Genomic DNA, 12,663 nt, shown 5'->3' with positions numbered 1-12,663 from the left:
ATATGGCAGAGAGAATTAAAGAGCATCCAATTTTAGGTGTTCAGGAAAAAGGAAAGTTAGTTAGCTTTTCATTTGATGGAAAAAAGGTTGAAGGATATGAGGGGGAACCAATTGCAGCAGCTCTTAAGGCGGCAGGCTTGATGGTTCATAGATACACGGCAAAGGAGCATAAGCCTAGAGGAATTTTTTGCGCCATTGGTAGATGTACAGATTGCGTAATGGTTGTAGATGGAGTTCCAAATGTAAGAACATGCATCACTCCTTTAAAGGCAGGTATGGATGTAAAAACACAATATGGCGTAAGCGATAAACCCTTTTAGGAAAATTAAATGTAAAAGGAGATAGGCTATGAGAAGATACGATTTGATAGTAGTTGGAGCAGGTCCTTCAGGATTATCAGCAGCAATTGAGGCGGCAAAAAGAGGACTTAAGGTAGTTGTTTTTGATGAGAATGAGAAACCAGGCGGTCAGCTTTTTAAACAGATACATAAATTTTTTGGTTCCAAGGAACACAGGGCAAAGGTCAGAGGATTTGTAATTGGTCAGCAACTTCTAGATGAGGCAGATAAGGTTGGGGTACAGGTAGTTTTGAACGCTACAGTAATTGGCCTCTATCAGGACAAGGAAGTGGTTGTTAAAATTGGTGAAGAGGTAAATCATTTCAAGGGTGATTCCATCATTATTGCAACAGGTGCTGCAGAAAATATGGTTACCTTTAAGGGCTGGACACTTCCTGGCGTAATCGGCGCCGGCGCAGCACAAACAATGATGAACTTACACGGAATACAGCCAGGCAAAAAGATCTTAATGCTAGGCTCTGGAAATGTTGGACTTGTTGTTTCGTTTCAGCTAATGCAGTGTGGATGTGATGTTGTGGCTCTTGTAGATGCCGCACCTAGAGTAGGTGGTTATGGTGTCCATGCAGCCAAGGTGGCTAGATGCGGTGTACCATTTTACCTTTCCCACACAATTGTTGAAGCAGAAGGTGATGAGTACGTCACAGGCGTAGCAATTGCCAAAGTTGATGATAAGTTTAAATTTATTCCAGGAACAGAAAAACATTTTGACGTGGACACTATTTGCTTGGCAGTTGGCCTTTCCCCTATGAGTCAGTTATTAAAAATGGCAGGCTGTGAAATGGAAGACAATCCAAAGCGCGGCGGACAAGTGCCAATCTGCGATGAATATGGTCGTACATCAATCCCTGGAATATTTGTAGCTGGTGATGTTAGCGGAATTGAGGAGGCCAGTTCAGCAATGATCGAAGGCAGAATGGCTGGAGTAGTTGCAGCAGAGTACCTAGGTTATACAGATGAGACATCAAGAGATAAAGAGCTAACTGAATTGACAGCGGCTTTAGATGGCCTTCGACAGGGAATGTTTGCTCCAAAGAATAGAGGCAAAGCTATAGAAAAAACAGAAGAGGGAATCGATATTTCAAACAATCTTCTCAAAAAGGGATTTGTAGCTGATGATGAAATCGAAAGATTCCCTGGAGTGACACATAAAGTAGGTATTCATCCAGTAATGGAATGTACCCAGAATATTCCTTGCAACCCTTGCCAGGATGCATGTAAAAAAGGGTGCATTTCTATAGGAAACAATATTACTTCTCTTCCTATTGTAGTGGACGGAAGCCAGTGTATTAATTGTGGCATGTGCGTAGCATCTTGCTCAGGACAGGCAATTTTCCTAGTGGATGAGGACTGTGGAGATGGAACAGCAACTGTCACATTGCCATACGAATTTTTGCCACTTCCAGAGGAAGGCAAAAAAGGAACAGCACTTGGACGAGACGGCAAGCCAGTTTGTGCGGCAGAGGTTGTTTCAATCAAAACCAGCAAGGCCTTTGACAAAACTAATCTTTTGACAATAAGAGTGCCTAAGGAGTACGCAATGAAGGCGAGATTTATTAAGTTTGCTTAAATTGAAAGGAGATTAGGATATGAATTCAGTAAACGATAGAACCAGAGACATCGGACCATTTGTCCCAATGGATGACGACGATATGCTCATTTGCAGATGCGAGGAGATCACAAAGGGTGAAATCAGAAGGGCAGTTCATGATGGAATGTGGACTCTCACAGAAATCAGAAGATATTTGAGAACAGGAATGGGCCTTTGTCAGGGACAAACCTGCAGCAAGCTTGTGAAAGGCATTGTGGCAAGAGAACTTGGTATCAGCCCAGCAGAGCTTGAGCCTGCCACAAGCCGTGTTCCAATGAGACCTATAGAAATGAAAATATTCGCCTGTGAGGCATGTGAAGAAAAGGAGGCGAATTAAATATGAAAAAAACAGCAGAGGTAATAATTATCGGTGGCGGAATCATTGGATGTGCAACTGCATATTATCTTGCCAAGCTTGGAAGAAATGTAATCGTTCTTGAAGGCTCAGACCATATTGGAAATGGTGGCTCCTCGAGAAATGGCGGTGGCGTAAGACAGTCTGGAAGAGATGTAAGAGAGCTACCACTTGTTATGTATGGAATCAAGAATCTATGGCCAACCCTATCGGAGGAGCTTGAGGTAGATTGTGAATATCATCAAGACGGTAATCTTAGATTAGGAAAAACTGAAAAGCACAGAGACATTCTGACTAAGCTGGCAAACAATGCACGAGGTGTTGGTCTTGATGTAAGAATGATTGACGGGGACGAAGTAAGGCAGATTAACCCATATCTTAGCGACGAGGTGATTTGTGCTAGCTGGTGCCCAACTGATGGTCATGCCAATCCTCTGACCACAACCCTTGGCTATTACAAAATGGCTAGACGAATGGGAGTAACTTTTATTTCAGGAGAGCCTGTTAGAGGCTTAGCTGTAGTTAGAGGAAAGATTAGAAAAGTAATCACTCCAAATAATGTTTACGAAGGAGAAAATGTTCTGGTTGCAGCAGGGCTTGACTCAAGAGATATTTTGACTAGTGTTGGAATTGATATTCCAATGACAAATTCTCTGCTGGAATGTTTGGTTACGGAAGCTCAGCCACATATGTTTGATCAGATGTTAGGTACAGCAGAAGCGGATTTCTATGGTCATCAGACAAAGCATGGTTCATTTGTTTTCGGAGGATCATCGGGCCTTGAGCGATATAACAAGGATAATGGAATGGTTTCAAACAGCTCAAAGACAGCACCTTGTATTTGTCGAGGTATCATGAAATATTTCCCAGATTTAGCAAATGCTAAAATAGTTAGAACTTGGGCCGGCTGGATGGACGCTTCATCAGATGGTGTCCCATCCATAGGAAAAGTAGATGAAATCCCAGGCTTATATGTAGCTTGCGCTTTTAATGGACACGGATTTGGAATCGCTCCTGCAGTAGGTGAACAACTAGCAAAATTAATTACGACAGGTGTTACTGACGTGAGTCTGGACGAATTAAGATACGATAGATATAAAGCTAAGATCTAAATTGGCGAGGATACATTATGAATAATTTTACTTTTAAAATACCTACTGACATACGTTTCGGAAAAGGACAGATAGAATGTCTGGCTGAAGAGCTACATAAATATGGCAACAGAGTGTTGTTGGTATATGGAGGTGGTAGCATAAAAAGAAACGGAATATATGATGATGTTATGAAGCAGCTTAGTGGATTTGAAGTTTTTGAGCTATCTGGCATTACACCAAATCCAAGAGTATCTGCGGTAAGAGAAGGAGCCAAGCTCTGCAAGGACCATAACATAGATGTTATTTTAGCTGTAGGCGGTGGAAGCACAATCGATGCAACAAAACATATTGCCGCATCCGCCTGCTACGACGGTGATCCTTGGGACTTGGTATTAGATAGAAGCAAGGTCAAGGCAGCTTTACCATTTGCTGTGGTGCTTACAATTTGTGCAACAGGTTCAGAAATGAATTGTGGTGCTGTCATTACAAATGAAGCTACCAACGAAAAGCTAGAAATAAATACGCCTCTCTTATATCCTAGGCTTTCCATTTGCGACCCTACATATTTATATACATTGCCAAAAATTCAGACAGCAGCTGGTGCGGTAGACATAATGTCTCATGTGATGGAGCAATATTTTCAGCCTAATGATGAAGCATTTATTACAGATGTTCTCAGTGAGGCAGTCATGAGAACTGTTGTAAAGTATGCAGTAGTGGCTATGGATGATCCTGAAAACTATGAGGCCAGATCTAATCTCATGTGGGCCAGCACTGTAGCGTTAAATCATTTATTAACAGTTGGCAAAGGAGGCGCTTGGTCCGTCCATCCGATAGAGCATGTCCTCAGTGGGTTTTATGACATCACCCATGGAATAGGTCTTGCAATATTAACGCCAGCTTGGATGGAATACGTATTAGATGACAAAAACAAACATCGTTTCGCAAGATATGCTAGAGAAGTCTTTGGTGTAGCTCAGCAGGATGATATGCTAGCTGCCAAACAAGGTATAGAATGCCTTAGAATGTTCCTTGGAGATTTGGAAATGCCATCCAAGCTGTCTCAAGTAGGAATCGACGACAGTAATTTCCACCTAATGGCAAAGGAAGCTGTCAGAACCAGCGGCATATCATCAAGAGCATATGTAAAATTAACAGAAGAGGATGTTGAAAATATTCTAAGAGGTTGCTATTAGCAGCCTCTGTTTTTAAAGGTGCGCCTACCGGCGCACCTTTATATTGTTCTGTAATTATAATTTCATCATAGCTAGAGCTGCTTCAGCTTCTTTGAATGTAAATGGATTTGATTTGGTTTCAAATGTTACTATCAAATTTTTCCCTAAAATAAGTCCACTCTCATGATAAATGCGCAGCTTATTAAAAGCTGCTTTTGCATATTCAGGGTCATCCATTTTTCCAAAATGTTCCCAATATATTATTTCTCCAGTGACTGGATGTTTGATAGTAAAATCTGGGTAATAAACCTGTTTTCCAAGTAATAGTTCGCACTCATATCTAAATGGAATACCATGCTGAGTAAGAGCCATATCAATGAAAACCTCAGACTTAGAACGGACTATATTTCCAGAAGGACATGGTACGGTTCTTTGCTCGGGATAAAATGGATTTGTGTTAAACTTCTCATTAATCCATCCAGTATGCTCTGTACAAATGTGTTTTGATAATAATTCAAAGTAGCTTGAGTTATTTAGAAACTTTTCAATTTCTGCATGAGCGCATTTATCAAATAAAAGCAAGTGCTGATTTATATTACTTTTTTCTTCGAGTAACTCATTTTTTCTAAGTAATAAATACTTCTTGTATGCAAGCTTCTCGGCAAGCGAACGATTTCCTCTTGATAGATATTTTCTTGCACCTTTATTCACATAATACCACCTATGTGATCCATTATTGGTGTACGCCATCAGCTCACCAGCTGGCAAATTATTAAGTTTTCTATCGATTTCCTTTATCTCTTTATCGATAGCTCTGATTTTCAAATTATAGTATTTTTCTATACTCGACACTCCCTTCAATCTATAAAATTAATATCAACAAAAGCGGAAAAATGTGTGAAATCACATTAGAAAAAAGACAAAAATGTTTATTAGAGTGCATTTAATATATCATTTGAAAAATACATTTTCAAGATTAATTTTAGAATATTAATTTCATGGTTAAATTTGACTAAAAATAAAATATATCCCCCACAGCTGTGATTGTGATTTAATGATTTGTCGATAAGTTTAGCTGCATTAGTCAGGTTTGTATCACAAGCCTGCGAGAGTATGCGGATTGCGAGGGGATTTGCGATAGCAAATCTACCAATTTGGCATTATTTTATCGCAACAGAACGAAAGAATGCAGGCTGTGAGAAGGTTTGCGATAAAAATTTGCTATTTTTGGCGATTTTTTATCGCAAGACGTCTTTAATCCGGCATAGTTACGTTAGTTTGCGATAAAATAGAGACATTTTGTGAAATAGGCTATCGCAAACTGTCTGTGAGAGTGCATAAATTCGTTGAGTTGCGATAATTTCAAATATGATTGGCCAGTAAATTATCGCAGAATCTCCATTCTCCCAACCATCTCCCCTGTGCTGCGATAAAATAAAAAAATTTTTTATAATCCCCTATAAACTTTTAAACCAATCATCCGATAAACAAAATAGAAGTGTATAGGTGTAAGTTTTCTATGTGTATTTTTAAGGTAAATATAAGAAACGACACTGAGTACAACACTCAAGTACAACAGCTGAGTACTTGAAAATTTCCCATATTACAAGGATGTAAATTGTCCGACGGGATAACGGAATGGGACCAATCCCTAGGGCGTAAGGAGGAAAGAAAATGAAAATAGGCGAAGTAAGTAGTGCAGTAAGCAACTACCAGGGACAGGGAAGTTCAGTAAAGACGGCGCCAGCACAGCAGGTATCGGAAAGTAAACCGGTTGATTTTACAACTGCAGCAAAAGAAATTCGCGCCAGCGAGTCTGAATATAAAAACCCTACAGTTGACCAGCAAGGTGAAGAAGAGGAAGGTAACGGCGCACAGGCAACCTCTTCACTAAAGGAGGCCATCAGCAAAATTAATTCTGCACAGGGAAATGCTGAGGCAGTATTCGGAATTCACGAAGGCACAAATCGTGTAATGATTAAAATGGTTGATAAAACAACCAGAAAAGTCATTAAGGAATTTCCAGCAGAGGAAACTCTCGACCTCATCGCAAAGGCATGGGAGCTTGCTGGAATAATGGTTGATGAAAAGAGATAGTAATAGGAGGTAGTTTATGCCTATTAGACTTTCAGGTTTGTCTTCAGGCTTAGATACTGAGGCTATCGTAGGAGCGCTAGTATCAGCTTATAGCTATAAAAAGGAAAAGTATACAAAGGCTCAGACAAAGCTTTCTTGGAAACAGGAGGCTTGGTCTACTTTGAATAGCAAGGTATACGGCATGTACACCGAAATTGGTAACATGCGTTACTCTTCAAACTATGCTTTGAAAAAGGCTACAGTTAGCGATTCTACAAAGGCTACAGCAACAGCCAGTGGTACAGCCATAAACGGAACACAATCACTTGAGATTAATAAGCTGTCTACAACAGCTTATGTCACAGGTGGACAGCTCGCTGATAATATTACCGGCGAGTCAAATCTTTCAACTCTTGGAATTGTATCAGGCTCTGCAAAGCATGGTACAATCACAGTCCGCACTGGCACAAAGGTCACAAATATTGATTTGGATATGACTATGACCGTAAACCAGTTTGTAGGAAAGCTTAAGGATGCAGGGGTTGAGGCTAATTTCGATGAGAAAAATCACCGTTTCTACATCAGCGCAAAACAATCTGGTAAGGCAGGAGATTTCTCTATATCAGCAGCAAATACTCAGGGTCTTACAGATCTTATGAAGCTGGGACTTTTGTCAGATTCGGAGATTGATTCTATAAAGAATACATCTACCAGTACCAACCTAGTTAAAAAGCAGTACGGTAGTGTGGTTACCAATCTTGATGGATTTGCGAATATCCTTAAAAAGGTCAAAGAATATAAGGATATTATTAACGACGAGGATTCTTCTGACGATGCAAAGGCGACTGCACAAAATGCAATTGACAGCGAACCTGCTTATAAAGAAATAGCAGAATACATGGATGCCAAGAGTGTTGATTGGTCATCCCTTACAGATGACGATATCACAACCTACGCCAAGGAGATTTTTGGCAAGGCTACATATACTGAGGCCGCTGCTGAAGCAACAAAACAGGAATTAACCTCGGCAATTAATGCAGTAAGAGATAAATATGTAGCTCTTGCAAAAGCACAAGCTATGTCAGAGGATACCGACGAAGAAAAGGCTGCCAAAGAAAATGCTATTGCGGCAGCAAAGGCAGATATAGACACTGTTTTGACAGATGAAACTAATAGCAAATGGGCTTCGTACATCGAAGAAAACTTCGGTGCTAAAAATGATGGCGCCCTTGATTCTGACAAATATAAATATAGCGATTTCTGGGTTCAAAGTGACAACCTAGAGCTTGCAAATAGCGTATTTTATCGAGTTGATTTGGCAACAAATGTAGCAGATAACAATGTGGATTTGACCACAAATAATCCTGCTAAAAAAATTGATGGTCAGGACTCTGAGATTTACCTTAATGGTGTTAAATACTCAGGAAGTACTAATTCAATCACTGTAAATGGTCTTACAATTGAAGCAATGGCTGTTACGGCAGAGGATTCTCCAATTAGTATAACTGTCCAGTCAGATACAGATAGCTTGTATGACAAGGTAAAGGATTTCCTTACCAGCTACAACAATCTGATTAATGAAATGCAAAAGCTTTACAATGCTGATTCTGCAAAGGACTATGAGCCTCTTACTGATGATGAAAAGGCTGAGATGTCAGAGTCAGAGATTGAAAAGTGGGAGCAGAAAATTAAAGATTCGCTTTTGAGACGTGATTCAAGTCTTAGCAGTATTATTTCCACACTGACCATGGGAATGATGAAGACCTACAACATTAATGGTACTGATTATTCATGGTCAACCTTTGGAATTCATACACTAGGAACACTTAATTCTGCAAAATATGAGAACTACGCTTATCACATTGACGGCGATTCTGAGGATTCGAAAACTTCCGGCAATGAGGAAAAATTACGTGCAGCTCTTGCCGAGAATCCAGAGACAGTTATCGAATTCTTAAAGCAGATGACAACTGGTCTTTACAATGACTTAGATAAAAAGATGAAGTCAACATCAGTTAAATCTGTTTACACTGTTTACAACGATAAGGAAATGGCTTCCGAGTACTCTAACTACAACAAGCTCATTCAAACATGGGCAGACAGAGTTACAGAAATGGAAGACTCATATTATAAGAAGTTTTCTCAAATGGAGAAAGCACTTGCGCAATTACAAAGCAACTCATCTTCAATTACGTCAATGTTAGGCGGATGATAGATAAAAAGAGTAAGTATTGGGCGTGGATAAAAGGATTTTTCAGGAGGCGATTTATATGACACCAATGAATGGATATGATGCTTACGCAAAAAATAGAATACTCACAGCGAGCCCAGCAGAGCTTACCTTGATGTTGTACGAGGGAGCGATAAAGTTTTGTAATATAGCAATTGTAGCTTGTGAGAACCATGATATTGAAAAGGCTCACAACAATATAAGAAAGACTGATAGAATCATCGAGGAGTTCGAAATTACCCTTGATGACAAATATCCAGTTGCAAAGGACTTCCATGCAGTATATTCTTATCTTAGGAGCTGTTTAAGACATGCTATGATAGATAAGGATCCAGAAACCTTGCAGGAGGTGTTAAAGCACCTTCGTACAATGCGAGATGCTTGGAAGGATGTCATGAAGCTTACCGCAAACGGAAAAAAGCTTGATGGACAAACAGACATAGCAGGCTAACGTAAAAGCTCCTCGAATGAGGAGCTTTTTTATTGATGCTAAAGCCAGCATGTTTTAGATGAATAGTAAAGTAATTTGATGAGCTAGTAGGTATCAAGCTCTATAGTGCTGAAGTCAGCATGTTTCAGTTGAATGGTAAGGTAATTAGGTGAGCTAGTAGGTATCAAGCTCTACATGTTACTGAAGTGAGCGTGTCAGCGAACGGAAGTAATATGTAGGCTTGAGACCGTAACTAGCGGAGTTAATTATTTAAAAAATGGGGGTTATTATGGAAAATATGGACTATGTAGTAATGCTGCGAGAATCTTTGGAGAAGAAAGCTGATGTGCTGAACGTACTTCTTATAAGAAATAAGGAGCAAGCAGCCATCCTCCAGGATCCAAATACTACTCCAGATGATTTGGAGCGCAACATGAATATGAAATCGGAGCTGATAGACAGAATCATTATGTTGGATGAGGGCTTCGAGCAACTTTTCAATCGTGTAAAGGACATAATCGAAGAGGACCGAGAAACATATGCTGATGAGATTCGTCTCATGCAGGATTTAATTCGACAGATTTCTGATCTAACTGCAGATGTGGAGGCAACAGAATATAAAAATAAGGAGTATGCCAAAACACGTTTTGCAAACATCAAAAAAGATGTCAGAGAAATCAAAAAATCAGGTGACGTAGTTTCATCATATTATAGAAATATGATGGCCCATAACAAGGCCAATGACCCTGCATTTTTGGACAAAAAGAAGTAATTTTAATAAAAATATATAAAAAATTAGATAAATTTTCAGATAATATTTCAACTCGCAGAAACCCAGTAAAATCAAGGGTTCTGCGAGTTTTTTATATTGTCTAGAAAATGAGAAAATTGTTACACTGTGAAACTTTTTTCAAAAAAGGGGTAAAGTTTTTGGACACAAAAACGATAAATAAGGTGTAAGGAACAATTTCACCTTACAAAATCGAATTCGAATCTATTTTAAAATCAAATTTAATAACCAAGGCCAGACACGGATGTTGGGCTATCAAAAAACGGATTTAAATGCTAAAAGGATTTAGCAGAATCTCATGGAGGAATTTATTATGGTAGTACAACATAACATGCAGGCAGCGAACTCATCAAGAACGCTAAACATTACAACAGATTCTCAGTCTAAGAGTACAGAAAAGCTTTCATCTGGATTTAAAATCAATAGAGCAGCCGATGACGCAGCAGGACTTTCAATTTCTGAGAAGATGAGAAAACAGATTCGTGGTTTGACCCAGGCTTCTACAAACGCCTCAGACGGTGTATCTTCAGTACAGACAGCTGAAGGTGCCCTCACAGAAGTTCACGACATGCTTCAGAGAATGAACGAGTTAGCAGTACAGGCAGCTAACGGAACTAACTCAGAGTCAGATCGTGACGACATCCAAAACGAAATTAATCAGCTTACACAGGAAATTGATCGTATCGCATCTACAACAAAGTTCAACGAGACATTCCTTCTTAAAGGTGACGTAGGACTTAGAAAAATGTACATCAACGCTCATGATGCAGGTCTCGATGGAACACTTGTACAGAATACAACAAGAGCAACATTTATTATGGAGTCCCTTGAAGCTGGTGAGAAGTACACAATCGGTGGAACACAGTACACAATAGGTGCTGCAAACAACTACGAAGCAGCAAAAGCATTGTTATTAACCGCAGCTTATACTAAGGGCGCAACAGATGACGATCCTGGTACATGGAATTTAACATCAGGTGATACAATTTCCATCGACGGAAAGACATACACAATCGCAGATACAACAGACGTTGCTAACGCAAAGGTTACAAACGCATACCTCAACAACCTCATCACAGCAGGTTCAACAATTAAGTACAATGGTAATGAAGTAACTAGATTCTCTACATCATACAACAAGTCAACAGGTATTGATGATGCTAACGTAACTCTTATTAAGGCAACAGCAGCATACAGAATGGTAGCAATCGAGCTTAAGGCAGCTTCTTCAGTAGGTGCTACAGATGGCGCAGCTGCAATGGATACATTAAAGTCAACAACACCACAGTCTAAATACGATGTAGTTCCAGGACAGGAAAACGGTGCATATATTTGGAAGTCAGCACATGTTGTAAAGACTATCGATGGTAAAGAAGTTACATCAACAACAGTTAGCTTCTCAATGAGCAAGGGTTATGTAAACATCCAGAACGCACTTACACTTAACCTTCACGTTGGTGCTGACGCAGCGATGTCAAACAAGATCAACATCAAGCTTGAAGCTATGAATGCTAAATCAATCGGTATCGCAGGACTTAACGTATCTGATGCAACAGGTAAGATTGCAACCTACGCAATTGATGCTATCGCAGATGCAATCCAGAGAGTTTCAGCTCAGAGAGCAGAACTTGGTGCCGTACAGAACAGATTAGAGCACTCTATCAAGAACCTCGACAACGTAGTTGAGAACACAGAGGCAGCTGAATCTCGTATCCGTGATACAGATATGGCCGATGAAATGGTTGAGTACAGCAAGAACAACATCCTACAGCAGGCAGGACAGTCAATGCTGGCTCAGGCAAATCAGGCTACACAGGGTGTACTTTCACTCCTTCAGTAGAATTGAAAATATATCAACATTTTTCAATTCCTACTTGGCAGAATTTTTAGCATAAAAATTAGATTCTCCCCACCTCTTCAAAGGGGTGGGGATGATTTTAAAAAGAAAAACTAAATAGCAACTTAAAAATGAATACAGCTCCTCGAAAGAGGGTTCAGATATAAAAAGTGAGGTAAGGCATATGGCATATTTTACAAGAAACAAACTGGAAACAATGGTTTTGGAGCTTTACTCAGCAAATAGCAGATTTGCAAATGGCGGGACAGACGACATGCAAGGGGACTTAAGAGTATTGATTGAGTGCCAGCAGAAAGCCTTAGTAATTGGAGAATATCTCGAGTCCATGGGAATGGATTACTCAGAGATAGTTGAAAAGTTTGAAAAATACTGCAACATGATTTACGATATAAGTGAGAACTTAGATGACACAGTTTTAGTAATTAATCACAAGATTGATATCGAAACAGTTCTCACCGACATTCTTAAGGACATCGAAGAAAAAATAATAGAAATAAAGAGTATTGATATTTACGACTTCAGAGGATTAGTTGATGCACCAGGTGAGAAGGCAATCGTTAGCAAGGAAATCAATCGATTGATTGATAGCTGCCTTGGCAATGTACCTGGACTTACAGAGGGTGAGGAAATGTACAGACCACTTGTAGTTGGAACATATTAATAATTAAAAAGTAAGGCTCGTCAGATGACGAGCCTTTTCCTGATTAA

The 12,663-nt window shown here is 39.6% G+C and carries 12 protein-coding genes; 11 read left to right on the top strand and 1 reads right to left on the bottom strand.

Features of this window, described 5'->3' with window-relative positions; genetic code table 11:
* Positions 1-2: 2 nt before the first annotated feature.
* From E7276_RS04205 to E7276_RS04185, 5 genes are read left to right on the top strand one after another with little or no spacing between them, the layout of a single operon-like run.
* On the top strand, positions 3-320 hold the full coding sequence (locus E7276_RS04205) for a (2Fe-2S)-binding protein (protein ID WP_294214116.1): 318 nt from the start codon (positions 3-5) through the stop codon (positions 318-320).
* Between the two features lie 28 nt (positions 321-348).
* Positions 349-1,926 carry an FAD-dependent oxidoreductase gene (locus E7276_RS04200; protein WP_294214113.1) on the top strand — a complete coding sequence of 526 codons (1,578 nt, stop codon included), beginning with the start codon at positions 349-351 and terminating at the stop codon, positions 1,924-1,926.
* 19 nt (positions 1,927-1,945) lie between these two features.
* Entirely contained in the window at positions 1,946-2,284 is a 339-nt protein-coding gene (locus E7276_RS04195) for a (2Fe-2S)-binding protein (RefSeq protein WP_294214111.1), read from the top strand.
* Between the two features lie 2 nt (positions 2,285-2,286).
* Positions 2,287-3,414 carry an NAD(P)/FAD-dependent oxidoreductase gene (locus tag E7276_RS04190; protein ID WP_294214108.1) on the top strand — a complete coding sequence of 376 codons (1,128 nt, stop codon included), beginning with the start codon at positions 2,287-2,289 and terminating at the stop codon, positions 3,412-3,414.
* Between the two features lie 17 nt (positions 3,415-3,431).
* Positions 3,432-4,592: an iron-containing alcohol dehydrogenase gene (locus tag E7276_RS04185; RefSeq protein ID WP_294214106.1), complete on the top strand. Its 1,161-nt coding sequence runs from the start codon at positions 3,432-3,434 to the stop codon at positions 4,590-4,592.
* A 54-nt stretch (positions 4,593-4,646) separates the two neighbouring features.
* Here E7276_RS04185 and E7276_RS04180 read toward each other — a convergent pair whose 3' ends face one another.
* Positions 4,647-5,423 (bottom strand): hypothetical protein, encoded by a 777-nt coding sequence (locus tag E7276_RS04180; protein WP_294214104.1) that lies wholly within the window; start codon positions 5,421-5,423, stop codon positions 4,647-4,649.
* 822 nt (positions 5,424-6,245) lie between these two features.
* Here E7276_RS04180 and E7276_RS04175 point away from each other — a divergent pair.
* From E7276_RS04175 to E7276_RS04150, 6 genes are all read left to right on the top strand, one after another.
* Positions 6,246-6,668 carry a flagellar protein FlaG gene (locus E7276_RS04175; protein WP_294214101.1) on the top strand — a complete coding sequence of 141 codons (423 nt, stop codon included), beginning with the start codon at positions 6,246-6,248 and terminating at the stop codon, positions 6,666-6,668.
* Between the two features lie 16 nt (positions 6,669-6,684).
* Positions 6,685-8,859, top strand: coding sequence for a flagellar filament capping protein FliD (fliD, locus tag E7276_RS04170; RefSeq protein ID WP_294214099.1), 2,175 nt, complete (start codon positions 6,685-6,687; stop codon positions 8,857-8,859).
* Between the two features lie 58 nt (positions 8,860-8,917).
* Positions 8,918-9,328 carry a flagellar export chaperone FliS gene (gene fliS, locus E7276_RS04165; protein WP_294214096.1) on the top strand — a complete coding sequence of 137 codons (411 nt, stop codon included), beginning with the start codon at positions 8,918-8,920 and terminating at the stop codon, positions 9,326-9,328.
* Positions 9,329-9,596: 268 nt separating this feature from the next.
* Positions 9,597-10,079 (top strand): flagellar protein FliT, encoded by a 483-nt coding sequence (locus tag E7276_RS04160; protein ID WP_294214093.1) that lies wholly within the window; start codon positions 9,597-9,599, stop codon positions 10,077-10,079.
* Between the two features lie 331 nt (positions 10,080-10,410).
* Complete coding sequence (locus tag E7276_RS04155) at positions 10,411-11,937, top strand: flagellin N-terminal helical domain-containing protein (protein WP_294214091.1); 1,527 nt, start codon at positions 10,411-10,413, stop codon at positions 11,935-11,937.
* 181 nt (positions 11,938-12,118) lie between these two features.
* The gene (locus tag E7276_RS04150) at positions 12,119-12,616 is read left to right on the top strand and encodes a hypothetical protein (protein WP_294214088.1); all 498 of its coding nucleotides are present in this window, start codon (positions 12,119-12,121) and stop codon (positions 12,614-12,616) included.
* Positions 12,617-12,663: the final 47 nt, after the last annotated feature.

Origin of the sequence: Pseudobutyrivibrio sp., assembly GCF_015057185.1 — a bacterium.
Classification (GTDB): Bacteria; Bacillota; Clostridia; order Lachnospirales; family Lachnospiraceae; genus Pseudobutyrivibrio.
This window is presented reverse-complemented; position numbering and strand designations above follow the sequence as displayed.

Coding starts and splice junctions, on each gene's coding strand:
- E7276_RS04205 (WP_294214116.1), top strand. CDS start 3: ATGGCAGAGAGAATTAAAGAGCATCCAATTTTAGGTGTTCAGGAAAAA.
- E7276_RS04200 (WP_294214113.1), top strand. CDS start 349: ATGAGAAGATACGATTTGATAGTAGTTGGAGCAGGTCCTTCAGGATTA.
- E7276_RS04195 (WP_294214111.1), top strand. CDS start 1,946: ATGAATTCAGTAAACGATAGAACCAGAGACATCGGACCATTTGTCCCA.
- E7276_RS04190 (WP_294214108.1), top strand. CDS start 2,287: ATGAAAAAAACAGCAGAGGTAATAATTATCGGTGGCGGAATCATTGGA.
- E7276_RS04185 (WP_294214106.1), top strand. CDS start 3,432: ATGAATAATTTTACTTTTAAAATACCTACTGACATACGTTTCGGAAAA.
- E7276_RS04175 (WP_294214101.1), top strand. CDS start 6,246: ATGAAAATAGGCGAAGTAAGTAGTGCAGTAAGCAACTACCAGGGACAG.
- fliD (WP_294214099.1), top strand. CDS start 6,685: ATGCCTATTAGACTTTCAGGTTTGTCTTCAGGCTTAGATACTGAGGCT.
- fliS (WP_294214096.1), top strand. CDS start 8,918: ATGACACCAATGAATGGATATGATGCTTACGCAAAAAATAGAATACTC.
- E7276_RS04160 (WP_294214093.1), top strand. CDS start 9,597: ATGGAAAATATGGACTATGTAGTAATGCTGCGAGAATCTTTGGAGAAG.
- E7276_RS04155 (WP_294214091.1), top strand. CDS start 10,411: ATGGTAGTACAACATAACATGCAGGCAGCGAACTCATCAAGAACGCTA.
- E7276_RS04150 (WP_294214088.1), top strand. CDS start 12,119: ATGGCATATTTTACAAGAAACAAACTGGAAACAATGGTTTTGGAGCTT.